The sequence below is a fragment of the Hymenobacter seoulensis genome, assembly GCF_054780535.1.
The window spans coordinates 961,101-985,731 of sequence record NZ_BAAGWD010000002.1 but is presented as its reverse complement, the minus strand read 5'-3'; the positions used below and the strand labels follow the sequence as shown (position 1 = coordinate 985,731).

General features: G+C 56.8%; 18 protein-coding genes. 10 read left to right on the top strand and 8 right to left on the bottom strand.

Annotated features, from left to right (window positions below; genetic code table 11):
* Positions 1 to 47: 47 nt before the first annotated feature.
* The 4 genes from ACYVHC_RS12105 to ACYVHC_RS12090 form a co-directional block, all read right to left on the bottom strand.
* Positions 48 to 977 (bottom strand): LysR family transcriptional regulator, encoded by a 930-nt coding sequence (locus tag ACYVHC_RS12105; RefSeq protein WP_460613970.1) that lies wholly within the window; start codon positions 975 to 977, stop codon positions 48 to 50.
* A gap of 94 nt (positions 978 to 1,071) precedes the next feature.
* Entirely contained in the window at positions 1,072 to 1,935 is an 864-nt protein-coding gene (locus tag ACYVHC_RS12100) for a zinc-binding metallopeptidase family protein (RefSeq protein ID WP_460613969.1), read from the bottom strand.
* Between the two features lie 158 nt (positions 1,936 to 2,093).
* Positions 2,094 to 2,624 carry an RBBP9/YdeN family alpha/beta hydrolase gene (locus ACYVHC_RS12095; RefSeq protein ID WP_460613968.1) on the bottom strand — a complete coding sequence of 177 codons (531 nt, stop codon included), beginning with the start codon at positions 2,622 to 2,624 and terminating at the stop codon, positions 2,094 to 2,096.
* Between the two features lie 201 nt (positions 2,625 to 2,825).
* Positions 2,826 to 3,353: a hypothetical protein gene (locus ACYVHC_RS12090; protein ID WP_460613967.1), complete on the bottom strand. Its 528-nt coding sequence runs from the start codon at positions 3,351 to 3,353 to the stop codon at positions 2,826 to 2,828.
* A 118-nt stretch (positions 3,354 to 3,471) separates the two neighbouring features.
* Here ACYVHC_RS12090 and ACYVHC_RS12085 point away from each other — a divergent pair, with 118 nt between their 5' ends.
* From ACYVHC_RS12085 to ACYVHC_RS12050, 8 genes are all read left to right on the top strand, one after another.
* On the top strand, positions 3,472 to 9,000 hold the full coding sequence (locus ACYVHC_RS12085) for an alpha-2-macroglobulin family protein (RefSeq protein WP_460613966.1): 5,529 nt from the start codon (positions 3,472 to 3,474) through the stop codon (positions 8,998 to 9,000).
* A gap of 245 nt (positions 9,001 to 9,245) precedes the next feature.
* The gene (locus tag ACYVHC_RS12080) at positions 9,246 to 9,728 is read left to right on the top strand and encodes a hypothetical protein (protein WP_460613965.1); all 483 of its coding nucleotides are present in this window, start codon (positions 9,246 to 9,248) and stop codon (positions 9,726 to 9,728) included.
* Positions 9,729 to 9,854: 126 nt separating this feature from the next.
* Positions 9,855 to 10,646 carry a protease inhibitor I42 family protein gene (locus ACYVHC_RS12075; RefSeq protein WP_460613964.1) on the top strand — a complete coding sequence of 264 codons (792 nt, stop codon included), beginning with the start codon at positions 9,855 to 9,857 and terminating at the stop codon, positions 10,644 to 10,646.
* 81 nt (positions 10,647 to 10,727) lie between these two features.
* Positions 10,728 to 13,028: a penicillin-binding protein 1C gene (gene pbpC, locus ACYVHC_RS12070; protein ID WP_460613963.1), complete on the top strand. Its 2,301-nt coding sequence runs from the start codon at positions 10,728 to 10,730 to the stop codon at positions 13,026 to 13,028.
* 348 nt (positions 13,029 to 13,376) lie between these two features.
* On the top strand, positions 13,377 to 14,729 hold the full coding sequence (locus ACYVHC_RS12065) for a TolC family protein (RefSeq protein WP_460613962.1): 1,353 nt from the start codon (positions 13,377 to 13,379) through the stop codon (positions 14,727 to 14,729).
* Positions 14,730 to 14,755: 26 nt separating this feature from the next.
* Positions 14,756 to 15,916 (top strand): efflux RND transporter periplasmic adaptor subunit, encoded by a 1,161-nt coding sequence (locus tag ACYVHC_RS12060; RefSeq protein WP_460613960.1) that lies wholly within the window; start codon positions 14,756 to 14,758, stop codon positions 15,914 to 15,916.
* A gap of 196 nt (positions 15,917 to 16,112) precedes the next feature.
* The gene (locus tag ACYVHC_RS12055; protein WP_460613959.1) at positions 16,113 to 19,340 is read left to right on the top strand and encodes an efflux RND transporter permease subunit; all 3,228 of its coding nucleotides are present in this window, start codon (positions 16,113 to 16,115) and stop codon (positions 19,338 to 19,340) included.
* Positions 19,341 to 19,439: 99 nt separating this feature from the next.
* The gene (locus ACYVHC_RS12050; protein ID WP_460613958.1) at positions 19,440 to 20,360 is read left to right on the top strand and encodes an alpha/beta hydrolase; all 921 of its coding nucleotides are present in this window, start codon (positions 19,440 to 19,442) and stop codon (positions 20,358 to 20,360) included.
* On the opposite strand, the gene ACYVHC_RS12045 is transcribed toward ACYVHC_RS12050, so the two are convergent.
* Entirely contained in the window at positions 20,357 to 20,662 is a 306-nt protein-coding gene (locus ACYVHC_RS12045; RefSeq protein WP_460613957.1) for a hypothetical protein, read from the bottom strand. The genes ACYVHC_RS12050 and ACYVHC_RS12045 overlap by 4 nt on opposite strands.
* Positions 20,663 to 20,861: 199 nt before the next feature.
* On the opposite strand from ACYVHC_RS12045, the gene ACYVHC_RS12040 reads away from it, so the two are divergent.
* On the top strand, positions 20,862 to 21,386 hold the full coding sequence (locus tag ACYVHC_RS12040) for a glycine zipper 2TM domain-containing protein (RefSeq protein ID WP_460613956.1): 525 nt from the start codon (positions 20,862 to 20,864) through the stop codon (positions 21,384 to 21,386).
* 97 nt (positions 21,387 to 21,483) lie between these two features.
* Positions 21,484 to 21,948 carry a YybH family protein gene (locus ACYVHC_RS12035; RefSeq protein ID WP_460613955.1) on the top strand — a complete coding sequence of 155 codons (465 nt, stop codon included), beginning with the start codon at positions 21,484 to 21,486 and terminating at the stop codon, positions 21,946 to 21,948.
* Between the two features lie 98 nt (positions 21,949 to 22,046).
* Here the strand turns inward: ACYVHC_RS12035 and ACYVHC_RS12030 are convergent, their stop codons facing one another.
* The 3 genes from ACYVHC_RS12030 to ACYVHC_RS12020 all read right to left on the bottom strand — a co-directional run bounded on the left by ACYVHC_RS12030 (position 22,047) and on the right by ACYVHC_RS12020 (position 24,574).
* A complete protein-coding gene (locus ACYVHC_RS12030) occupies positions 22,047 to 22,451 on the bottom strand; it encodes a DUF779 domain-containing protein (protein ID WP_460613954.1) in 405 nt (134 codons plus the stop codon).
* A 7-nt stretch (positions 22,452 to 22,458) separates the two neighbouring features.
* Positions 22,459 to 22,857 carry a hypothetical protein gene (locus ACYVHC_RS12025; RefSeq protein ID WP_460613953.1) on the bottom strand — a complete coding sequence of 133 codons (399 nt, stop codon included), beginning with the start codon at positions 22,855 to 22,857 and terminating at the stop codon, positions 22,459 to 22,461.
* 190 nt (positions 22,858 to 23,047) lie between these two features.
* Positions 23,048 to 24,574, bottom strand: coding sequence for an aldehyde dehydrogenase family protein (locus ACYVHC_RS12020; protein WP_460613952.1), 1,527 nt, complete (start codon positions 24,572 to 24,574; stop codon positions 23,048 to 23,050).
* Between the last annotated feature and the right edge of the window lie 57 nt (positions 24,575 to 24,631).

Here is a 24,631-nt window from a genome sequence, read left to right as displayed (position 1 = left end):
CAAGCTTTGGCTCTCCCTGTTTCAACCCACTGCTTGCCTAGCCCCGCTTAAGCCGTGAACCCCTTGGCAGCCAGCTGCCCGGCGCCATAGTAGCGGCGCGCAAACTGCACAAACGCCTTGTACGGCAGGTTGTTTTCAGTGCCTTTGCGCTGCACAAAATCAAAGTGGCGCACTAGGTTCAGGTCGCGCACCTGTACCTCCATCAGCTCGCCGGCAGCCAGCTCCTTCATCACCGACTGGCGGGGCAGAAATGCCAAGCAGGTATCCACGCGCACGAAGTTTTTGAGGGCCTCCGTGCCGCCTAGCCTCACTTTCACGGGCAAGTCATTGAGCCGGATGCCTTTCTCGTTTAGTGCTTCTTCCAGCACGGCCAGCGTACCCGAGCCGGTTTCGCGCAGGGCCACCGGAATGCGCAGCAAGTCCTGAGCTTCCAGCTCCTGCCGGTACAACGGGTTGCGGGCCGAGCACACAGCCACTACCTCATCAGTCAGCAGGGGCGTGTAGGTCACGTTGCTGACTTTATGAATGCCCTCAATTATGCCTAGGTCGATTTCATGCTCCAACAGCGCCTTGAGAATGTTCTCGGAGTTGCGGTTTTTGAGCGTAAGCTGCGTGTGCGGGAACCGACCTAAATATGCCGACAGCACCGGCGGAATCACGTACAGCGAAATGGTAGTACTAGCCCCAATTACCATGTGAACCTGCGGCGAGAAGCCTGGACTCAGCTCTGCAAACTCCTGGTGCAGCTCGTGCTGCAGCTGCCGGGCCAGTAGCAGCTTCTGGTATAGCAGCTCGCCGGCCGGTGTGAGCTTTACGCTATTACCGAGCCGTTCAAACAGGCCGGTTTTGTAGTGTTCTTCCAGCGCTTTCACCTGCTTGCTCACCGCCGACTGGCTTAGAAACAGGATTTGACCCGCTTTTGTAAAGCTAAGCTGTCGCGCCACTTCCAGAAAAACTTCGTGCGGATGGGAAAGCATACTCTGTTACAAGGTGGGCAGGAGAAGCATCGAAGCTACGCCGTTTCCGATAAAGCTAGTTCCGGTAGCCTCTACGCCAGCAGCCCCATGCAACCTACAACCCCAAAATAGCTGCATACACCCCGTTTACTACCTCGGCCATGCGCTTGAAGTCCAGGGTTTCGATGGTGTCGGAGGCGAGGTGGTAGTTGGGGTTGCGCAGGAAGGATGTGTCGTTGATCATCAGGGCCTCATAGCCGTAGTGCCAGTAGTTGCGGTGGTCTGAAAGGCCAGCCAGTCCCATTTCCTGGGGCAGATTGATGCGCTGCACGTCTATAACCGCGGTGGTTTGTATCAGCTGCTGCACTTGCTGCGTGAAAGCCTCCTGCCCCGTGCGGCCCACTACAATGATAAAGTTGCCTGTGTTGGGATATTGCATGGCCAGTTGCTCATTCGGGAAGCGCTGCGAGTTGGGCACGTCGCTGAAATAGCCAATCATTTCATAGCACAGCATGGCCCGCACCGGCACGCCTGCATCGTGCAACGACTTGGCATGCACGGCGCTGCCCATGTGCTTGGTGGCAAAGTAAGGCGGCTCCTCATTCGGGTACGCCACCAGCTCCAGGCGGTATTTCAGGTTCGAGCCCAGCTGCTGGAGCAAGCGGGCCGTTTCCAGCAGTCCGGCCACGGCGCTGGCGTTGTCGTCGGCTCCGGGCGAGTAGCCATACACGTCATAATGAGCGCCCACCACCAAGCGGAGCGCTTCCGGCGAGCCTATAGCCAGAATAATGTTGCGATACTCACGCCCATCGGCCCGAAACACCTGTTCCTCTACCTGCCCGGTTTCCAGCTTTTCAAACTCTGCCTTGATATAATCAGCCGCCTGGTTCAAGGACTTCAGGTTGCGATAATGGCGGGCAGGTTGCAGCGACGTCAGAAACTTAACGTCGGCGTACAGGCGGTTTTGGTCGGCGTGCATAGTGGGGCGGAATGGATGGGAGCGCCTATATACGGCAGATGTGCCCGCCTTGCCCACCACCATCTGCCGGTTGCAAGCCCAAGCACCCCTAGTAAAAGCAGTACTCTCCCGCTTCGCTGCACAGACACGAGATGAGTAGCAGGTATATTGAAGGCCAGTCAGGTGCCAACCAGTTCTTGCAAAAGTGCATACCCTTCAGGCCACAGCCCCAGCGCTGTTTCCGAGTTAATGTGCCCTAGGGGCCCAACATTCACCAACCGGCTTCCCCAAGCTTGGGCCAACTGCTCCGCTCGCGCCACGGTTATGTACTCATCAGTAGTGCTGGTCACCACGATACTTGGGAAGGGCAAACGCGCCAACGGAATGGGCGCAAAATTCATTACCTCCGGAGGCATATCAGGGCGGTCAACATCAGCGGGAGCTACCAACAATGCTCCTTTGATGCGGTGCTGCGTAGTAGTGGCCCAATGCGCAATGGCAATGCAACCCAGGCTGTGCCCAACTAACACCACGTCAGGACCAGCAGTTGTCACGGCATCTTCAACCGCTTGCACCGAGTCGGCGAGCACCGGATTATCCCAATTGCCTTGCTGGACGCGCTGATAGCCGTAGTGCTGCTCCCAATGCGTTTGCCAGTGCTCCGGGCCTGAATTGCCGAGGCCGGGCACAATAAGAATAGTAGGTTGCATTGGCACGAAGTAACAAGGCGAATTAAGAGTTATACACGCTCGACCTCATTTCATGCACACACTCCCAGAGTTCGGCATCGAGATGGCATAGGAAAGTGAAATCATTAGCAGCCGAAACTTATTTTTTCACTCTGGAAAACACTGCTTCAAACTTATTAGTAAGTGCCCTAAATGGGACTGCATGAATATTATCCGAGCTGTTTAGCCCGCCTGTATACATCTTGACGTGAGTAGAACGGTTCTCGAATTCAACTGCCCCCCTGCATCGTGGAAAACGATGGAAAAATATTTTGCCGGCCCATCGTACACCGTGTCAAGATTTGAAACCACTACATTCTTAAATACTGCCTTTCCCAAAACAAGCAAACTGTCTGCTTGATGTTCAGTCACATCTGACATCAACGTATCACCGGAAACTACTTTACACCTACCCGATTTACTATCATACCCAAAGTGGGTTCTGAATCGGTAGATATACATCACAGCCTCAGGATTGCCTGATTCAAAAAAATATTTCCTTGAATACGCTTTTATCCACCTGTCTTTTTGTGCCAGTCTATACTCTGTGTTTGTTCCGCATCCGCTTTCGCCCCCGCCATCCGATAGGGTTGCCTTAAGAGTGAAGTTGTAGCTTGGCTTCACTCTGTACTTAGGTTTATTTTGGTCTTTACAACCAGTGGTAATAAGGCCAGTTGAAACAATTGATAATAGCAGAAAAATAGTGTTCACCAGTTTCATAGTTGATGGCCTCGATTTATTAATAATTTCCTATCCAAACATATACATAACATAGCAGAAACGACGTTTTTCTATACCTTCCGGCGTTTATCTAAGCTCCTCCCTATCCATGCTATTCCGCTCCGTTTCTCGCCTGCCGCTGCTGGTGCTGCTGGCATTGCTATGCGCGTGCTCTAAACTAGGCTCCGATGCCAGCCAGGACCCCAATGGCGAGGAAATTGACCCCTACCAGAATCTGGTGTTTCAGTTTGCTGATGCCGTAGCCGATAAGGACCAGCAGGACCGCTGGGATACGGTGCAGGTGGTAAAGTTCGAGCCGGCCATGCGCGGCAAGTTCAAGTGGACTTCGGATAGAGAGCTGATATTCTCGCCCACCACGCCGTTCCGGCCCAGCACCGCCTTTACCGCCACCTTGCGAAAAGAGGCCCTGCCGGAAGGCAAGCGCAATGTGGAGCTACCCGAGAATCGTCAGAAATTCCACACGCCCTACCTGCAGCTGCAGGAGCCACAGGCATTCTGGGGCCGCTCAGAGCGGGCGGCAGGCACGGCCGAAATGCGCGTGGAACTACCCTTCAACTACCCCGTGAAGCCCGCTGATGTGAAGCCCTTGCTGCGCGTGACGCAGGATGGGCAGCCGGTAGCCTTCGAGGTGAGCGGGGAGCCAGGCCAGGTGGTGCGCGTGAGCCTCAACCAGCAGGTGCGCCCCGGTAGTCCGCTCACGGTGGCGCTAGGCCAGGGTCTGCGTGCCCAGGGCAGCGACCAGGCCTCTACTTCCGAGTACGAAAAGCAGGTACAGGTGCCCGACCCGGAGGCGCTGGAAGTGCGCTCCATCACGGGGAGCCTGCAAGCAGCTGACCCAATTATAACTATCCTGACCAACCAGCCGGTAACAACTGGTGACCTACGAAATGCCCTGTCGGTGTCGCCGCAGGTGGCCTATGAGGTGGAGGAGCTGGAAAGTGGTTTCCGGCTCAAAGGCGGTTTCGAGGTGGGCAAAAGCTACCAAGTGAGTTTGCGCCAGGGGTTGCGGGGTGGTCTAGGCGGACATCTGGGCGAAGACTTCACCCAAACGGTGAGCTTTTACGATGAGCGGCCAACCATCAGCTTTGCCAGCGCCGAGAAGGCCATGTACCTCGATGCGCTGGGCTCCCGTAACCTGGGCGTGCGCATCAACGAGGTAGGCCAGGTGAAAGTGACCATTGCCAAGGTCTACGCCAACAATATTCAGCAGCTGTTGCGCGGCGGCATTCAATACGGTTACGACGGCGAAGAATCTGGCGAGGAAGAGGAAAGTGAGGAGGGCGAATACGTGGACCACTCCTACCAATACTACGACGTCGAGAACCTAGGCAACGTGCTTACGGAGCGCACCTACACTGTCTCGGGGCTACCAAAGGCTCAAGGGCTGCGGCTGCTGAACCTGAACCTCAAGGACCTGGAGTTTGCCGGCGGCTTGAAGGGACTATACATCATCAAAGTGCAGGATACGGAGCGCCAGTGGCTACAGGTGAGCAAGCTGGTGGCCGTGTCGGATATTGGGCTGATTGTGAAGCAGGGCAAGGCCGGTAGCACGCTGGTATTTGCCAACTCCATCCGCAACGCCAAGGCCCTGAGCGGCGTGGAAATGCGCTTTATCAGCACCAATAACCAGGTAATGGGCACCGGCCTGACCAACCGTGAGGGGGTAGCGAAATTCGATAGCACGGCTCAAAACGGCCGCTTCAAGCTGGGTATGGTAATGGCCCAGCAGGGCAACGACTTCACTTTCCTCGACCTGAGCCGCAGCCGCGTGGAAACCTCCCGCTTCGAGGTCGGTGGCCTACAAAGCAACGCCGCCCGCTACCAAGCCTTCCTCTACGGCGACCGGGACCTGTACCGCCCCGGCGACACCATCCAAACCAACACCGTCATCCGGACCGAGGACTGGCAGGCACCGCCCAAAGGCTTGCCAGTTAAGATCAGGCTGTTGCTACCCACCGGCAAGGAGTACGCCAGCCTGCAGAAAACCCTGAACGCGGCCGGCTCCTTCGAAGCGCGCTTCCTGCTACCCCCGGCCGTAATGACCGGCCTCTACACCCTGGAAGTCCTGACCGGTAACGATGTGCTGCTGACTTCGCGCAAGCTCTCGGTGGAGGAATTTATTCCCGACCGTATGAAGGTGACGGTGAAAGCCTCTAGGCCAGTCGTGAAGCCTGGCCAAACCATTTCCGCCCAGATTACAGCCCAGAACCTGTTTGGTCCGCCCGCCGCCGACCGCAAGTTTGAGGTGGAGTTTTCGCTCAAGGAAAAGCCCTTCACTCCGAAAAACTACACCGACTACACCTTCGCCATCAACAGCGGCGACAAGCAGCGCGGCACCTACGGCGACCAGGTTTCTACGCCGATTTCGGACCGCTTCGAGAAGACCACCCGCGAAGGCACCACCGATGCCGCCGGCCGCGGCGCCGCCACCTACGAGGTGCCCGATTACAGCGACTTAGGCATCCTGGAAGGCGCGGCTTTCACGACGGTATTCGATGAAACCGGCCGCCCTGTAAATCGCCTAGCTACCTTCGAGGTGCAAACCCAGCCAGTGCTGTTTGGGGTGAAGAACATGGACGAGCTGGTGCAAACCCGCCAAGCCCTGCCGGTGCGGCTAGTAGCCCTTACGCCGGCCGGTACGCCCACCTCGGCCCAGGCTACGGTGCGCGTGGTACGCCTACTCTGGGAAACCGTGATTGAGCGCCAGGGAGGCCGCTACATCTACAACTCGCAGAAGCGTGAGCAAGTGGTGTTAAGCCGCACCGTAACGGTAGCCAGCGGCGGCTCCGATGCCGGCCTGGGCTTCACGCCGACTTATTCCGGCGAGTACGAAATCCGGGTGTCTAGGCCAGGCGCCGTGACCTACGTGGCCCAGCACGTGTACGCTTACGGCTACGGCGACACCCAGAGTAACTCTTTCGAGGTGAACAACGAGGGCGAGGTGACCATTGAAGCCGACAAGACCAAGTACCAGCCTGGTGAGACTGCCAATCTGCTGCTGAAAACGCCCTTCCCCGGCCGGGTACTCGTGACGGTGGAGCGGGACCGGGTGCTGGACCACTTCTACGTGAACACCGACGAGAAATCGGCCCGCGTGAGCATTCCCATCCGCACCGGCCATGTGCCCAATGTGTATGTGACGGCCACCGCCATTCGCGAAATCAAGGACAACCGCCTACCCCTCACGGTGGCCCGGGGCTTCGTACCACTCACGGTAGAAAAGCCCGGTGCCAAGCTGCAAGTGGCCATCAAAGCGCCCACGCAAAGCCGTTCTCAGACTGCCCAGACCATTGAAGTAACCACTGCCCCCGGTGCCCAGGTAACGCTGGCGATGGTGGATGAGGGCATTCTGCAGATGAAGGACTTCCGCACGCCCGACCCCTACGGCTATTTCTACCAGAAGCGCGCCCTAGAAGTACAGGCCTACGATGTGTACCCTTTCCTGCTGCCCGAACTCGGGACCAGCAGCACCGGCGGAGACGGCTACGACCTCTCGCGCCGCACCACGCCCGTGCCCAACCGCCGCGTGAAGCTGCTCGCCAAATGGAGCGGCGTGCTCACCGCCGATGCCAGCGGCAAGGTGCGCTACAAGCTGCAAGTGCCCCAGTTTAGCGGGGCCGTGCGCATCATGGCGGTGGCCTACAAAAACGACGCCTTCGGTTCCGCCGAGCACACCATGCGCGTAGCTGACCCAGTAGTAATCAGCACCGCCCTGCCCCGATTCCTCAGCCCCGGCGATACCATTGACGTGCCCGTAACACTGACGAACACGACGGGTAAGGAAACGTGGGTGATGGTCAAGAAACAGCTCACTGGCCCTCTTGCATCATCTGAGCCATTGATTCGAGATGGTTCTTTACCAGACAAAGTAGAGCCTGCTGGATATGCTGTTAAGCTTCCTGCTAACACAGAGAAGCGAATCAGTTTCCGTATCAATGCGAAGCCATCTATTGGCAATGGTATCGTCGCAATTACAGCTAGGAATTCAAAAACCAACGAAATATTCACCGAAACCATCGAGCTACCTATACGTCCTGCTTCGCCGCTGCAGAAGCGTACGGGGGCGGGTGTGGTGGCGGGTGGCGCGGCCCAGCAGCTGAACCTGAAAACCGACTTCCTACCTTCGTCGCTACGGAGCCAGCTGGTGGTGAGCCGCTCCCCGATGACGGAATTTGCCAAGGACCTGCGCTACCTGCTGCAGTACCCCTACGGCTGCCTGGAGCAAACTGTGTCGGCCGCTTTCCCGCAGCTGTACTACGGTGATTTGGCCGCCACACTGGGTCAGAAAACCGGCAAAACCGGCAAGGCGGGCCTGTTCAACCCCAACTACCACGTGCAGGAAGCCATCCGGAAGGTGGAAGCCCAGCAGATGTACAACGGCTCCCTCAGCTACTGGCCCGGCGGCGAGTACGACAACTGGTGGGCCACCACCTACGCCGCCCATTTCCTGCTGGAAGCCCAGCAAGCCGGCTTCGATGTAAACAAGAACGTGCTAGATAGAGTGCTGCGCTACCTGCAAGCCCGGGTGCGCAAGCGCGAAACCGAGACGTACAACATCATCCAGACCGGCGGCGTGATTCAGCCCGTGACGCTGGCCAAGAAGGAAGTGACCTACTCCCTCTACGTGCTGGCCCTGGCCGGCCGCCCCGATGCCGTAGGCCTTAACTACTACAAAGCCAACCGCCGCCAACTGGCTGAAGACTCGCGCTACCTGCTGGCGGCGGCCTTCGCCCTGAGCGGCAACCAGCGCGGCTACCAAAGCACCGTGCCCACGCGTTTCGGCGCCGCGCCCACCATTGCCGGCCGCCAGCTCGACGGCGCCTTCTCCTCCCCCATCCGCGACGAAGCCCTGGTGCTCAACGCCCTGCTCGCCGCAGACCCCGCCAACCCGCAGGTAAACCAGTTGGCCCGCCAGCTCAGCCGTCAGGTAAAACAAGCCGGCTGGCTCAACACCCAGGAACGGGCATTTGCGCTGCTGGCCCTAGGCAAGCTGGCGAAGAAAAATGCTGGCAGCACTGCAGTGGCTAGCCTGCTGGCCGATGGCAAGGCCATTGGCAACTTCTCAGGCAAAGACCTCACCGTAAGCAACGTGGCCAACCGCCAGCTACAGCTGCGCACCAGCGGCAAAGGCAGCCTCTACTACTTCTGGGAAACCGAGGGCATCTCCCCCACCGGCCAAGTGCGCGAGGAAGACGCCTACCTGCAAGTCCGCCGCCAGTTTCTGGACCGCAACGGCAACCTGGTGGGCTCTACCTCCTTCAAGCAAAACGACTTGGTAGTGGTCAAAATCACCATTCAATCGGCTGAAACCGCGGGCGAAGTCAAGAATGTAGCCATCACCGACCTACTGCCCGCTGGCCTGGAAATCGAGAACCCGCGCATCGGGGCCGTGCGGGACCTGGCCTGGGCCAAAGACGCCGCCCAACCCGATTACATGGACGTGCGCGACGACCGGATCAACCTGTTCACTACCGTCACCACCGAGCCGAAGTCGTTTTACTACCTCTGCCGCGCCGTGAGCAAAGGCACCTTCAAGCTAGGCCCCGTCAGTGCTGACGCCATGTACAACGCTGAGTACCATAGCTACAATGGCGCCGGCGTGGTGCGGGTGCGATAAAGCATGTATCTAGGCGGTGTCTGAAAAATGCTTTTGATCATCTTGACCGTCATGCTGAGCGCAGTCGAAGCATCTCGCATGCTGAGGTTGCCAAAGTCATCTAATTACTAATAAGTGAGTTGCTTCGGCTGCGCTCAGCATGACCATTTTTTCTATCCCTGTCCATACATTTGGAAGACATCAGCACTTCCATACGCTGAGCTTTGCAATTATCTGCATCTACTGGTATCCATACCTATCTACCTATGAAATCCTGGAGTGACTTGCTGTTCTACGTAGTCCTAGCCCTATTTACCCTGCCCGCCTTTATTGTGGTGTTTGCAGCCACTAGGGCATTGCTACACCGGTTCTGGCCGGGTCAACAGCATCCGAAACGCATTGCGGGGGCGGTGTCAGTAGCTGCGACGCCCTTTCTGTGTCTGGCCGGGGGATATCTGGCGCTAACCATCTACCTATATTATCCCCATCGGGAGTTCCAGAGAGATAAATGGGCTTCTGATGTGAATAAGCGCTACGAGATGGTGGAGGATCTGCAAAGTACTCACCAGCTTACTGGCCTAACAAAAGAACAGGTAGCCAACCTGCTAGGGACTCCAGACTATCAGGACGCCGGCCTCTGGGTATATCATGTAGGAATTAAGCCTAGTCTGTTTGCGCTAGATGGTGATGCCTTATCCCTAGAGTTTGTTCAGGGCAAAGTGGCTCGGTACTGGGTACATCAGACCTAAGTTCTTTTAATCTGGTTAACTCAACTGCAGCTTTTCCGCGCTGCCTTCGTACAGTTTTATCCATACAGCCGGCACGCACAAGCTGCCGGCTGTGTTGTTGTTACACCTTACTGTTATACTCTTGTGATGAAGCTATTGTGTTCTACTACGGCCCTTTGCGCGCACAATTTGCGCAGCCTTTGGCTTGCCGCCCTACTACTGAGTAGTGCTTTACTAGGTCCGTTTTCTGCCCAAGCCGACATCGTGACGGTGAATGCCAATGACAACGGCAAGCAAGTACAGTTGACCATTGGCGACCAGCTAGTGGTACGACTGCCTACCATCTCGCCACGCTTTGGGTGGCGCCTTACCCAGTCGTATCCGGGGCAGCTGACTCCTACGTTTACGAATGTGCTTCCGGGCGTTAATAGTGGCGTACCGGGCGCTCCGGCAACCTTCGAAATTCACTTTCAGGCTATTGGCACCGGAGGTATTGACTTGGCGCTGGTATCGGCGCAGCCTGGAACGGGCTATGCCCAGTTGGGCGGCTTTTTCCATGTGTTTGTTACCATCGATAAGCCCGGGGTAGCTAAAAACGTGAACATCACGGAATATGGCAACCACAGCCGCGTGAAAGTGAACAAAGGCGACCAGCTGGACATTCGGCTGGATAACACGGCCGGCTCGCAGTACACCTGGGAAGTAATGCCCATTTCGGATACTGTAGTTAAGCTGATTACCCCGGCCGCTGAGCAGCCCGGCAAGAAGCCGAAAAAAAAGGCGAAGGCCGGCACACCCGAAGACGTAACGTTTCAGTTTCAGGCCCTGAACCCGGGCCAGACAACACTGCGCTTTTTGTACCGCAATGCGGCCGATAACACCGCCCCGCCCAAGCGCGACTTCGAGTTGCAGGTAGAAGTGCCCGAGCCGCCTAAATAAAGCGGCGCCGTAGTTGGTGCTTTCCTATCTTGCCGCCTTTGCTGCCCGCTACGAATGGCCGGCAGGTTGCTTGATGGGTGCATGAATCGCGCTGCCAAAGTTTTTGCCGTTGTGGGGTTGGTGCTGGCGTTAGGCCTAGTACTGGACTTAGCGTTTCCCCTCCCGCCCGCGCCGCACTACTCGCCCATTGTGCTGGCCGCCGATGGATCGGTGCTGCACGCCTACCTCAACCCCACCCAGAAGTGGCGGATGAAAACTGAGCTGCGCGAAATTACCCCGGTGCTGCGCAAGGCTATTATCGAGAAGGAAGACCGGTGGTTTCGGTGGCACTTGGGGGTGAACCCGGTGGCACTGGTGCAGGCAGCCGGGCGCAACTTGTTTGGAAAAGGTCGCACGACCGGGGCCAGCACCATCACTATGCAAGTGGCCAGGCTGCTGGAGCCCAAAGAGCGCACCTTCCGTAACAAGCTGCTGGAGATGCTGCGCGCTACGCAGCTAGAGCTGCACTATAGCAAAGACGAGATTCTGCAGCTTTACCTGAACTTGGTGCCCTATGGCGGCAACGTAGAAGGCGTAAAATCAGCGGCGCTGCTCTACTTCCAGCAAACTCCCGACTACCTCTCGCTAGCCCAAACCGTTACGCTGGCCATCATCCCAAACCGGCCTCGGGGCTTGATATTAGGGAAGAACAACGTGGCCGTATGGCAAGAGCGGAACCGGTGGCTGCGCCGGTTTGCAGAAGCTGGATTGTTTCCGAAGCAGGATGTGGAAGATGCACTGCTGGAGCCATTAGACGTGCAGCGCCACGCGGCGCCGGCATTGGCTCCGCACCTGTCGCGGCGGTTGGTGCGGCAGTTTTCACGGCAGGCCATCATCCGGAGTAGTTTGGAGCGCAGCAAGCAAGCCAAGGCCGAAGACCTGACGCGTAACTATGTGCGGCGCCTCTATGAGCTGGGCATCACGCAGGCCGCCGTGCTGGTCGTGAATAACCGCACCTGCCGGGTAGAGGCCTACGTGGGCTCCGCTGATTTTCGCGACTTCGTTAACCAAGGCCAGAACGATGGGGTACTGGCCGTCCGCTCGCCGGGCAGCACACTCAAGCCGTTTCTGTATGCTTTGGCCATGGACCGAGGCCTCGTAACGCCCAAGCAACTACTGCCCGATGTGCCAACCAACTTCCAGGGCTACCGCCCCGAGAACTTTGATAAACACTGCAACGGGGAAGTAACGCTGGAGCGCGCCCTGGCATACTCGCTCAACATTCCGGCGGTGCGCGTGCTCAATCAGCTCGGCGTGCCCACCTTCACTGACAAGTTGCGCAAGGCTGGCTTCCAGAGCATAACGCGCAACCGCACCCAGCTGGGCTTAAGCAGCATTTTGGGTGGCTGCGGCGCTAGCCTCGAAGAACTGACCAACCTGTATGTGACCCTGGCTAACGGCGGCCTGTATGGCAACCTTCACCTCACATCAACGCAGAAAAGCACACCTGCTAGGCCTCTTATTTCTGAAGGCGCTGCGTTTCTGACCACTGATATCCTGGCCCAGCTTACTAGGCCTGATTTGCCCATAAACGCCGCCAGTAGCATGCGGTTACCCAAAATTGCGTGGAAAACCGGCACCAGCTACGGCCGCCGCGACGCTTGGAGCATTGGCTACAACAAACAATACACCATTGGCGTGTGGGTGGGTAACTTCAGCGGCCAAGGCAGCCCAGCGCTTACGGGCTCAGAGGTAGCCACCCCCTTGCTCTTCGACTTGTTCAATGCTCTCGCCTACAACTCGCCGAACGACTGGTATGCGCCCCCATCTGCGCTGGATTTTCGATTGGTGTGCGCGGAGAGTGGCCTAGTACCCGGCGAAAACTGCCCTAATCAGGTTATCGACTATTTTCTGCCTAGTGTATCCTCGGGGCAGCGGTGCCAACACGTGCGAGAAGTGCTGGTGTCGGCTGATGGGAGCTTTACGTACTGCCGGGCCTGCGCGCCGGCCGCGGGGTTTCGGCGGGAGTTATACCCCAATTTACTGCCCGAAGTAGCGGCCTTTAAAGAAGCGCAAGGCATTCCGTACCGACGGCTGCCGGTGCACAATCCGCAGTGCCAGCTAGTGCGCGGCGGTGCAGAGCGGGCGCCCAGCATCACCTCGCCTACTGCCAATACCGAGTACGTGCTCAACCGCCACGAAAAGCAGCAGCTTTTGCTCAGCTGCACCACCGACAGCGAAGTGCGACAGGTATACTGGTACGTCAACGACCAGTTTCTGCAGACGGCTGCCGCTACCGAGCGAATCTTTTTCCAGCCCAGCCCAGGCCCGCTCAAGATTTCCTGCGCCGACGACCACGGCCGCAATACCGATGTACTCGTGACGGTAACTGAGCTGGAATAAGCTCTAAACCAGCACTATTAGCGAACCACCTACTTTACTAGGCCCCCTGCCCACGCGAACCCGCGGCAGCGAGAATCTTTTTGCTGAGCAACACAACCTTTTGCTTACAGCTTGGTTAACCTGCCTTGTAATCTAAGGTCGAATCTAATTCGGGAGCCGATATTCTTGAACGTATACCCCACTGACTGCCAAGAGTCAGGTCATTTTTTCAACTGAAAATTACTAGGCACAGGCAGCGCCCAGACCGTCGGCCGTGTCCTTGCGCCTAGTGTCTGGAGTGGTGGCTGGTGCAGATGGTAGCCAGCAATGTTTTAGCTACGGAATTCGGTAGCTGCTTTTTATTAGGATATGAAACACATGAAACGGGCGCTCCGGCTGCTATTCGGCCTTTTGCTGCTTGCCCCTGTCTGGGCGCAGGCCCAACCTACGGCCCCTGCTCTTCCTGCCAGTCAGCTTACCCTGGAGCAGTGCCTGCAATACGCCTTGCAGAACCAGCCCGTGCTGCGCCAAGCGCGCATTGATGAGGAAACCAACGACGCCGACATCCGGATTGGCAAGGCTGGCTGGCTGCCCCAGCTGGGCCTCAACGCCACGGGCCAGCACTATTTCCAGCTGCCCTTCATCGTATTTCCGAATGCGGACGGCGTAAACGTGCCCCGCCAGGTGGGCCTCAAAAATACCTCTACTATAGGCCTAGCAGCTACTCAAACCATTTACAATAATGATGTGCAGCTGGCCACCCGGAGCGCGCGGCCTTCCCGACAGCTTTTCCAGCAGAATACGGCTAGCGTCCGCATTGATGTGGTGTCGGATGTAAGCAAAGCCTTCTACGATGTGCTGCTTTCGCAGCGCCAGCTAGAGGTGCTCAGCGAGGACATTGTGCGGCTTCAGCGCAGCCTCAAAGATGCCAAGGCCCGCTACGACGCGGGAATTGTTGATAAAACCGACTACAAACAAGCGGAGATTCTGCTGAACAACTCCGTGGTGGCGCGCAAGCAAGCCCTGGAAGCAGTGAAGGCTAAATCGGCTTACCTCAAGGAACTGATGGGCGTAGCCGGAACGCAGCCGCTTGCCCTGCAATACGACACGGTGCAGCTCATGCGCGACGCTGTACTGGACACGACCGTAGCCCTCGACCCCGCCAACCGCATTGAGGTGCAGCAGCTGCAAACCCAAAAAGCCCTGCAGGCGGCCCAGATCAGCTACTACCGTTGGGGCTTCCTGCCTTCGCTTTCAGCCTTTGGCAACTACAACTCAGTTTTCCAGAACAATAACTTCGGCGACCTGTACAGCCAGCGTTTTCCCAGTTCTTATGCTGGCCTACAGCTGAGCCTGCCCCTGTTCACGGGTGGCCGACGCCTCCAGAACCTGCGCCGCGAGCGGCTGACCGACCAGCGCATCGACCAGGATATTCTGCTGGCCCGCAACCGTATCAACACCGAGTTTGAGCAGGCCCTAGCCAGCTACAAGAGCTACTACGCCGACTACAGAATTGGGCAACGCAACCTCGATTTGTCGCGCGAGGTGTACTCGGTGGTGAACCTGCAATACCGGGAGGGTATCAAAACCTACCTCGATGTAATTGTGGCGCAAACCACCCTGCGTACTGCCCAGCTTAATTACTACAGTGCCCTGTTTCAGGTGTTGAGCAGCAAAGTGGATTTGCTGCGCGCACAGGGCAATCTGTCTACCTCCTACTAGCCTTCCGCTGCTTCTCCTTGATGTATATGAACAAGACTCTTATTGCCCTAACGTACACTGCCAGTCTGCTGGCCTTTGCGAGCTGCGGCAAAAAAGAAGACGAAAAAGCCGCTGGCCCGCCACCGGCTACGCCCGTAACCTTAGTTACGGCCCAGACCTCCGACGCGGTATACTACGATGAATATCCGGCTACCGTGGTGGCCATCAACAATGTGGAGCTGCGCAGCCAGGTGGCCGGCTTTATCACCCAGATCTTCTTTAAGGAAGGCGACGTGGTGCAGAAGGGCAAAACGCTCTACGAAATCGACCGCCGCAAGTACCAGGCAGCCTACCAGCAGGCGCTGGCGGGCCTGGCCAGTACCCGTGCTACGGTTCAAAATGCGAAAGTCAACCTCGACCGCTACCAGCGCCTAGCCCAGCAAGACGCCATTGCCAAGCAGATTGTGGACAATGCCTCCACGGCCTACGCTACAGCGCAGGCGCAGGTAGCGGTAGCCCAAGCCAACGTAGCCGCGGCCCGCACCGACCTCGATTATTCTCTGATTAAAGCGCCTTTCACGGGCCGCATCGGTATTTCGCAGGTGCGCCTCGGCTCCCAGGTAAGCCCCGGCTCCACGCTGCTCAACACCATTAGCGGCGAAGACCCCATGGGTGTTGATTTCGTGATTACGGAATCGGACCTCAGCCGCTTTGCTGACTTGCAGCGCCAGGCCGGCGGCAAAGACGACTCTACCTTCCGCCTAGTGCTCCCCGATGGCTCGCGCTACACGCAGCCCGGCAAAATACTAGCCATTGATAGAGGCGTAAACCAGCAAACTGGTACCGTCCAGATTCGGGTGCAGTTCACGAACCCTGACCGCAAGCTGAAGGATGGCATGAGCACTGTGCTAAGTGTGCTTAACCGCCAGTCGGGCCGCCGCATTGTGGTACCCTATAAGGCTATTGTGGAGCAGATGGGAGAGAACTTCGTGTTTATTGCCGGCGACAGCAGCAAGGCCTATCAGCGCAAAGTGGAGCTAGGCCCGCGCCTCCGCGACCAGATTGTGGTGATGAACGGCATTAAGGAAGGCGACAAGGTAGTAACTGAAGGCCTCCAGCGCCTCCGCGACGGCGGCCAGATTCAGGTGGGTACGCCTGCTCAGGCTCAGGCGGGCGGCAGTGCTCCCGCCGCTGGCGGCGCCAAGTAAGCTTAGAAACTAGAGCCATCAACTAGCTCCTCTCCTCAGCTGAGGAGGGGTTGGGGGTGGTTGACCAATCGTTGAACGATTACTAACTCTAGTTTCTACCTCTAGCTTTTCAACCACCCCTAACCCGTCCTCATCTGAGGAGGGGAACTAGCTCTCTAGCCTCAGCTAAGTAAGCGTATCAGGTAAATACTCCATTATGATTGCAGAAACCTTTATCCGGCGCCCCGTCACGGCCATTGTCACCTCCCTGGTGATTGTGATGGTGGGGCTGCTGGCTATCCTGAACTTGCCCGTAGGCCAGTATCCGGAGATTACGCCGCCTACCGTATCGGTGAGTGGCACCTACACCGGGGCCGATGCCCAAACGGTGGAGCAAACCGTGGCTACCCCCGTGGAAGTGCAAGTAAACGGTACTCCCGGCATGACTTATCTGCAGAGCAATAGCACCAGCAATGGGCAGATGAGCATGACGGTGAACTTTGAAGTTGGCACCGACATCAACATTGCCGCGCTGGATGTGCAGAACCGGGTGGGCATTGCCCAGCCCACGCTGCCACAGGAAGTACAGCGCCTGGGCTTGGTTGTGCGCAAACGGAACCCTAGCATTCTGATGCTGGTAGCCATGTACGCACCCAAAGGCTCGCACAATACTACCTTCCTGGATAACTACGCCAACGTATTTGTAAAAGACGCTTTGCTCCGTACCAAAGGGGTAGGCGACATCGTAAGCCGCGCCGATGACTTCTCGATGCGCGTCTGGCTTAAGCCCGATAAACTAGCCCAGCTGGGCGTAACGGCTCAGGAAGTAACGGCCGCTATCCAGGAGCAGAACGCCCAGATTGCGGCCGGCTCCATTGGCGCCCCGCCGGCCCAAACCGGCCAAACGTTCGAGTACATTGTATTTGTGAAGGGCCGCTTAGTAAATACCGAGGAGTTCGGCAACATCATCGTCCGGACGCGCCCGGAGGATGGAGCAGTGGTCTATCTGAAAGATGTAGCCCGCTTGGAACTAGGCAAGTTTAACTATGCCAGCAACTCCTTCGTGGATGGCAAACGCGCCGCTTACCTGCTCGTGTATCAGGCTCCCGGCGCCAATGCCTTGGAAACCTACGAGAACGTGCTGACCACCATGAATCAGCTAAAAAAGCAGTTTCCTACTGACCTTGACTACATAGTTCCTTTCGAGTCGGCTACAGTGGTGAAGGTCTCCATCAATGAGGTACTGCATACCCTGATTGAGGCCTTGGTACTGGTAACCATTGTGGTGTACCTGTTCCTGCAAAGCTGGCGCTCTACCCTTATTCCGGTGCTGGCCATTCCGGTGTCTATTATCGGCACCTTCATCATGTTCATTCCGCTGGGCTTCACCATCAATACGCTCACCATGTTCGGCTTTGTGCTGGCCATTGGTATTGTGGTGGATGACGCCATTGTGGTAGTGGAAGCTGTGGAGCACAACATGAACGAGCGAGGCCTGAGCCCCTTGGAAGCCACGCTGGCCGCCATGCGCGAAATCTCGGCTCCGGTAATTGCTATTGCGCTTATTCTGGCAGCGGTGTTCGTGCCGGTAGGCTTTATTCCGGGCATCACGGGCCGTTTGTATCAGCAGTTCGCTATTACCATTGCCATTTCGGTGATTATCTCGGCCTTTGTGGCGCTTTCGCTTACGCCCGCGTTGTGCGTACTGCTGCTCAAGCCCCACAAGCGCGACGAAAACTCCACGGGCCTCGACCGTATGTTTTACAAGTTCAACACCTGGTTTGATAAGGTGACGAGCAAGTATGGCCGCGGCGTACAGAGCGGTATTAAGCACTCCCGCCTGGTAGTTATACTTCTGGTGTGCATTGTGGCAGGCACGGGGCTGTTGTTTAAGAACAAGGCTTCTGGTTTTATACCCACCGAGGACGAGGGCCGCCTGTTCGTGACGTTTACCCTGCCCGAGGCGTCGTCGACGGAGCGCACGGTAAGCACCCTGAAAGAGGTGATGAAGGAGCTAAGCCAGATTAAAGGCATCAAGCACTACGCGGGCCTAGGCGGGTTAAACGTGGTAAACTTCTCGTCTAAGTCGAACAGCGGCACCGTATTCTGTCAGCTGGAGCCCTGGGACGACCGCAAGGAAAAGGAACTACAGCTGCAAAGCCTGATTGCTACTGTGCAGCAACGCCTGAGCCGCCTGCGCGAAGCAAACATTGTAGTGATTTCACCGCCGGCTATTCCGGGCTTAGGTAACTCTGGTGGCTTTAGCTTTGTGTTCCAGGAGCGTGAGGCCGGCGGCGACATCAAGAACTTCGATGCCAACCTGCAATCCTTCCTTGGTGCCTTGCGCAAGCGGCCCGAAATTGCGGCTCCGTTCTCGTTCTTCACCGCCAACACGCCCGGTTATCAGCTCACTATTGATAGAGAGAAAGCTAAAAAGCTCGGCGTATCTATTGCTGATATTGGTACGGCGCTGCGCACCTACTTGGGCTCGTCGTACGTGAACGACTTTACGGTGTACGGCCGCAACTTCCGGGTAGTAACGCAGGCCGACTCCATGTACCGCGGCGACATCAGCAACTTGGGGCAGTATTACGTGCGCAACTCTTCGGGCGGCATGGTGCCCTTGAGCACGGTTACAAGCTACCAACGCTCGGAAAGCGCCCCCCTGATTTCGCATTACAACCTGTTCCGCTCGGCCGAAATCAACGGCAACGCAGCGCCGGGCTACTCTTCCGGCGACGCCATCAAGGCCTTGCAGGAAACGGCCGCGCAAAACCTTCCGGCTGGCTATGGCTTTGAGTTTTCGGGCCTGACGCGGGAAGAACTTCTGGCGGGTGGCCAGACGGTGTACATTTTTGGACTGTCGTTGGCGTTTGTATTTCTGTTTTTGGCTGCGCTGTATGAAAGCTGGTCGGTGCCCTTCTCGGTGCTGCTGGCCGTGCCGCTAGGAGCATTTGGTGCTATTCTGGCCCTCACGTTCCTGCCCAAACTCACCAACAACGTCTATGCCCAGATTGGCCTGATTACTCTGATTGGTTTGTCAGCCAAAAACGCCATTCTGATTATTGAATTCGCGAAGGAACGGGTTGATAAAGGCATGCCGCTGGTGGAAGCCACGCTGGAAGCGGTGCGTCTGCGTTTGCGCCCCATTATCATGACGTCGTTGGCCTTTATTCTGGGCGTGTTGCCGCTGGTGTTTGCTTCCGGTGCCGGTGCCCAAAGCCGCCAGACCATTGGCTGGACGGTACTAGGGGGTATGATTTCGGCAACCGTGCTGGCCATCTTCATTGTGCCCGTGCTGTATGTGCTTATCACGCGCTTTGCCTATGGCAAAGAAAAGCTGGCGGAGCTGGAAGCCAACTACCAGCCCGACGAAGAGCATGGTGGCCCCGCCCCCGATAAACCCGCTGGCGAAGGCACGCATCCGGCTCCTAGCCCGGCGTAAGATACGGGATTTCTAAACCCATAGACCGTCATGCTACCGTTACCGTAGCATGACGGTCTGTTTTGTTTAGAGCATTCTGATTTCCACTACCCTCCCACCATGCGCAAACCTCTTCTGCTCACCCTTTTTTGTTTGATTGTGGCAATGACTGCTTTGGCCCAAACTCCCTCCGTAATTCCGTTGTACGCTGGGGTTGCGCCCAATTCCAGACCTAGTCAAGTGCAGGAAAAGGTAGACAACGAGAACGGCAAAATCCGCATATCCAAGGTGGTGCAGCCCACGCTTACGGTGTATCGGGCACCAAAGGAAAAAGTCAACGGCACGGCGGTCATTATCTGCCCTGGTGGCGGTTACGGCCTGCTGGCCATGGACCACGAAGGGTATGATGTAGCCAAGCGGCTCACGGAAATGGGCATTACGGCGTTTGTGCTTAAGTATCGGTTGCCCAGCAATGAGAGCCAAACCGATAAGGCCCTTGCGCCGCTGCTCGATGCCCAACAGGCTATCCGGGTGGTACGGCAGCGAGCTACTGAGTTTGGTATCAAGCCGGCGCACATAGGCTTGATGGGGTTTTCGGCGGGCGGGCACCTAGCAGCAACCGCCGGCACGCTCTTCACTAAGCCCGTCGGCGACCCGAAGGACCAGACCTCTGTACGGCCCGATTTTCTGGTGCTATTGTATCCGGTCATTAGTTTCGCCGACTCCCTAACGCACGCGGGCTCACGCACGGCGCTGCTGGGAGCCGCCCCCACCGCTGCCCAGATACTACACTATTCTGCTGAGCGGCAGGTTTCAGCGAAAACGCCCCCTACTTTTCTGATGCATGCGGCCGACGATGCGGTGGTGCCTGTGCAAAACAGCTTGGTATTTTATCAGGCATGCTTACAGCACAAGGTATTCGTAGAAATGCACTTGTATCCTAAAGGCGGCCACGGCTTCGGAATGAACAACCCCACCACCAAAGACAACTGGACCGACCGGCTGCACAATTGGCTTGATGCCGGCGGCTGGCTGCGTTAAACCAGTTCATCCCACTCAGCAACGGTGCCTGCCCACCATACTTCCGTGCCTGGTGGTACCTGCAATGAGCTTTCCTGCGTGAGCAGCACTCCTCGAATGACACCAGCTTCATCCCGCGTAATTTCTTCTACACTCGCTATTACAATTTGGGTGTGCCCGGAGGGGTAGTACAAGTGGAGCTTCAAGGCCGTGTACAAGTCAAGTTGATGTAGCTCAGGAGCCGTAATCTGGGGCAACAAGAGCAGGCCTAAACCGGGTAACGGAAAAATTTTATCAACCCGGAATAATAATTTTTCTTTCATAGCTCACTGTACGCAAAACACGCATTTAAAGCCGGTTACAGCCGTTTTCAACTCTAGGGCAACGTGTGGCTTTACGGCCTGACTAGCTCTACTGTTGAGGTAAACCTGAGGCCAGATCTGCCCGTATTGGCATGGTGCTTGTAAAACACTTCTCAGAGCCGCTGATTACCGGCTCGCTAATCACTAAACTTCTCTCAACATGAAAAAGGTAAGTTTGCTTCTCGCCCTGGTAATGTTCTTTGCTTCATTTGCCAATAGCTTTGCTCAAGATCGTAAGATTAGCTCCAGCGCTAAAGGTGCCGTAATTGGTGGCCTCGGTGGTGCTGCCGCTGGTGCTCTTATCAATAAGAAAAACCGCGTAGTAGGTGGTGCCGTGGGTGGCGCTGCTGGGGCTGGCCTAGGTTACTCCATCGGCCGAACCGCTGATAACAAGCGCCGCGCCGAAGCGGCTCGGGTAGCGGCTGCCCGCCGCGCCGAGGCCAACCGTGCTGCCGCTTACCGCTCAGGTATTGCTCGTGGTGAGGCGAAAGCCCGCGCCAACAACCAAGCTGCTTTGGCTGCCGCCGCCGCTGCTCCTGCTGCTCCCGCTATGATGAACAGCTTTGGCGCTCCTGGCGCTGCTCCTGCTGCCTTCGCCATGAACTCAGCCTACCTGCCTAACCCTTCGTTTGGCCAGCGTGATGCCGCTTATCCTTCTTCGGAAGTGCGTCGTAAGAGCTGGTAATACGTCCTTTCTAGATTTGCACAAAGCCCAGGTCATAGTACCTGGGCTTTGTGTTACTTTACAACTCGTTCTGCTCTCTTACCAAAACCTTGTTTCCATGAAATCCTTTCTTGGCCTCCTGCTCGGAGGCGCCCTGCTGGCCTCTTGCTCTGGCCCCAAAACCGATGCCGAAGCCGTAAATGTGCAAAGCCTCAACCAGCAGTTTATTGGTGCCTGGAATGCTAAAAACACTGCTGCCCTCGACACGCTGCTGGCCGACGACGTGCAGTATGCCCAAGGCGAGTCGCGGTTTAATGGCAAATCAGAGGTAGCTGACAAGTGGGTACGCTCCACCATGGGTACCATCTCAGACCTGAAAACCTACGCCACCAGCAACGGCACCGGCGAAAATATTGCCTACGAGGCTGGCACTTTCTCAACGGATGTGCTGCCTGAGGCGCCCGGCCAGTCCCACGGCGAAGGCGAAGGCAACTTTATTCTACTCTGGAAAAAACAGAAAAATAACTCTTGGAAGCTCAGCTACGTGCAGCTTGAAGGCCTGCCGGTAAAAGTTAAAAACTAACTCCGCAGCCTTAGGCTCCCTAGCCCCTTCTACAATCAAAAGCCCCGACAACTGCTTGTCGGGGCTTTTTTGGCTTATGCGTAGAATCCGGCTGCTTGCTACGGCGCAACACTGGTGTACTGCAAGTACTCCTCGCCATCATATACCGGGCTCATGTTCTCCGATTCTTCTTCCGTAAACAAACGGGACCGAATCAGGAACCGAACGCCTAGGGGTATTTCCAGCGAAAAGCTCGCTCCCCGGCCTTTCGTGACATCTACGGTGAGCTGGGTGTGCTTCCAGTACTCAAACTGTGAGGCGCTCATAAAGAAATGGCACCCGTGAATCTGACCTAGCCACACGTCGCTGGCTCCTACCCGGAATTCACCCGCCTGAAAGCACATGGGCGAAGAGCCGTCGCAGCAACCGCCACTTTGGTGGAACATAAGCGGGCCGTGCTCGTCGCGGAGCACATCAATGGTTGCTTCAGCAGCCTGGGTTACCAGCACGCGGGGCGTTGACATAGGCAGATTATTTGGATGGAGTGGATGGGCTAGGCAAAGCTTGTGGCCTACCTACTGGTTGGGCTCGGCGGCGGAAGGTGTAGGTGCTGTTAGTTTTTCGCTCATGCACCGTTACGGCTTTATCAGGAGCCACAGTCCCCGAGCCTGGCCGGCTGTCCCATTCGTAGGTTAGCTCCCGCTCACTGTCCCAATGAAAATGATGGTTACCCATGCTGGTTACGCCTTTGGGCGCGCCATTCGGCATCCGGTCGGTTGGCATGGGGCCGGAGTCGCCGGGCGATGCAGGCGGCGTATGCTTTTTAACAAGCGTCCAATCGGGGTTCGAGGCACCTGGCACCGGCAACAGTTGTGCCCGAGCCGAAACTCCGCAGGTCAGCAGCACAAAAGATAGCAACCGTATCTTCATAGAAGGAACACGCTAGGGTATGGTAAGACGCAACCTAGCTTAAAAATCAGAAACAGCAACCACAGGAACCAGCACGTCATGCTGAGCTCAGTCAAAGCACCTCGCGTGCTGATGTTGCAACGCTAACGCAACATGCCAGATGCTTCCACTTCACTCAGCATGACGACCTAGTATGCCAGCTCAGAACGGCCTAGAAGAAACCGAGTTTCTGCTGGCTGTAAGAAATCAGCATATTCTTGGTCTGGCGGTAGTGCGAAAGCATCATTTTGTGGTTTTCGCGGCCGAAACCAGAAGCCTTATAACCACCGAAAGGCGCGCCGGCAGGGTAATCGTGGTAGCAGTTCACCCACACGCGGCCGGCCTGAATGGCGCGGGGCATCTGGTACAGCTCGTGCGCGTCGCGGCTCCAGAGGCCGGCACCCAGGCCATACAGTGTGTCGTTGGCCATTTCAATGGCTTCCTCGTTAGTTTTGAACGTGGTTACGGACAGCACCGGGCCAAAGATTTCCTCTTGGAAAATCCGCATTTTATTGTGCCCCCGGAAGATGGTGGGCTTGATGTAGTAGCCTTCGGTGAGGTCCTCGTGGTCGTGTGTGTGAGCCTCGCCGCCGGTTAGCACTTCGGCTCCTTCGGCTTTGCCAATTTCTAGGTAGCTCAGAATTTTCTCGTACTGGTCGTTGCTGGCTTGGGCGCCCATCATGGTTTCCATATCCAGGGGGTGACCCAGCTTGATGGCCTTCACGCGCTCAATCAGGCGCGGCATAAACTCATCGTAGATGTCCTCGTGGATAAGTAGGCGCGATGGGCAGGTACAGATTTCGCCTTGGTTGAGGGCGAACATGGCGGCGCCTTCCAGGCACTTATCCAGGAAATCGTCGTCGTGGTCCATTACCGATTTGCAGAAGATGTTCGGCGACTTGCCGCCCAGCTCCATGGTCACGGGAATGATATTTTCGGCGGCGTATTGCAAGATGAGGCGGCCCGTAGTGGTTTCGCCCGTGAACGATACTTTCTGCACACGCTTGTTGCTGGCCAGCGGCTTGCCGGCTTCCAACCCAAAGCCGTTCACCACGTTCACCACACCGGCGGGTATTACGTCCTGAAGAAGCTCCATGAGCACCATAATACTGGCGGGGGTCTGCTCAGCGGGCTTCATTACCACGCAGCAGCCGGCGGCCAGCGCGGGTGCCAGCTTCCAGGTGGCCATCAAGAGCGGGAAGTTCCAGGGGATAATTTGGCCCACTACCCCTAGCGGCTCCTGAATTACGAGCGACAAGGTAGTTTCATTTAACTCCGTAGCGGATCCTTCCTCGGCCCGAATTACGCCTGCAAAGTACCGGAAGTGGTCGATACACAGGGGCAGGTCGGCGGCCATGGTTTCCCGGATGGCTTTACCATTCTCTACAGTTTCTACGGCTGCCAAATGGGCCAGATTGGCCTCCATGATGTCGGCAATTTTGAGGAGCACATTACTGCGCGTGGCGGCCGAGGCCTTGCTCCACGATTTGAACGCCTCGTGAGCTGCATCAAGAGCTAGCTCAATATCTTCTTTGGTGCTGCGCGCAACTTTGGTGAAAGCTTTGCCATCAATAGGCGACGGGTTATCGAAGTACTGGCCTTTTACCGGAGCCACCCATTTGCCGCCAATGAAATTATCGTAATGGGATTTGAATTTGGGCCGATCAACGAGTGTGGTGGGTTTTTCAAGGGTTTCCATTCGAGGTGAGATTTTGGTGGAATTCAGATACCCCAAGCTAGCTTTCTATTGCGGCGA

What these genes read in the sequence shown, in the direction of transcription:
- ACYVHC_RS12105 (WP_460613970.1), bottom strand. Translation starts at nt 977, where the DNA reads ATGCTTTCCCATCCGCACGAAGTTTTTCTGGAAGTGGCGCGACAGCTT.
- ACYVHC_RS12100 (WP_460613969.1), bottom strand. Translation starts at nt 1,935, where the DNA reads ATGCACGCCGACCAAAACCGCCTGTACGCCGACGTTAAGTTTCTGACG.
- ACYVHC_RS12095 (WP_460613968.1), bottom strand. Translation starts at nt 2,624, where the DNA reads ATGCAACCTACTATTCTTATTGTGCCCGGCCTCGGCAATTCAGGCCCG.
- ACYVHC_RS12085 (WP_460613966.1), top strand. Translation starts at nt 3,472, where the DNA reads ATGCTATTCCGCTCCGTTTCTCGCCTGCCGCTGCTGGTGCTGCTGGCA.
- ACYVHC_RS12080 (WP_460613965.1), top strand. Translation starts at nt 9,246, where the DNA reads ATGAAATCCTGGAGTGACTTGCTGTTCTACGTAGTCCTAGCCCTATTT.
- ACYVHC_RS12075 (WP_460613964.1), top strand. Translation starts at nt 9,855, where the DNA reads ATGAAGCTATTGTGTTCTACTACGGCCCTTTGCGCGCACAATTTGCGC.
- pbpC (WP_460613963.1), top strand. Translation starts at nt 10,728, where the DNA reads ATGAATCGCGCTGCCAAAGTTTTTGCCGTTGTGGGGTTGGTGCTGGCG.
- ACYVHC_RS12065 (WP_460613962.1), top strand. Translation starts at nt 13,377, where the DNA reads ATGAAACACATGAAACGGGCGCTCCGGCTGCTATTCGGCCTTTTGCTG.
- ACYVHC_RS12060 (WP_460613960.1), top strand. Translation starts at nt 14,756, where the DNA reads ATGAACAAGACTCTTATTGCCCTAACGTACACTGCCAGTCTGCTGGCC.
- ACYVHC_RS12055 (WP_460613959.1), top strand. Translation starts at nt 16,113, where the DNA reads ATGATTGCAGAAACCTTTATCCGGCGCCCCGTCACGGCCATTGTCACC.
- ACYVHC_RS12050 (WP_460613958.1), top strand. Translation starts at nt 19,440, where the DNA reads ATGCGCAAACCTCTTCTGCTCACCCTTTTTTGTTTGATTGTGGCAATG.
- ACYVHC_RS12045 (WP_460613957.1), bottom strand. Translation starts at nt 20,662, where the DNA reads ATGAAAGAAAAATTATTATTCCGGGTTGATAAAATTTTTCCGTTACCC.
- ACYVHC_RS12040 (WP_460613956.1), top strand. Translation starts at nt 20,862, where the DNA reads ATGAAAAAGGTAAGTTTGCTTCTCGCCCTGGTAATGTTCTTTGCTTCA.
- ACYVHC_RS12035 (WP_460613955.1), top strand. Translation starts at nt 21,484, where the DNA reads ATGAAATCCTTTCTTGGCCTCCTGCTCGGAGGCGCCCTGCTGGCCTCT.
- ACYVHC_RS12030 (WP_460613954.1), bottom strand. Translation starts at nt 22,451, where the DNA reads ATGTCAACGCCCCGCGTGCTGGTAACCCAGGCTGCTGAAGCAACCATT.
- ACYVHC_RS12025 (WP_460613953.1), bottom strand. Translation starts at nt 22,857, where the DNA reads ATGAAGATACGGTTGCTATCTTTTGTGCTGCTGACCTGCGGAGTTTCG.
- ACYVHC_RS12020 (WP_460613952.1), bottom strand. Translation starts at nt 24,574, where the DNA reads ATGGAAACCCTTGAAAAACCCACCACACTCGTTGATCGGCCCAAATTC.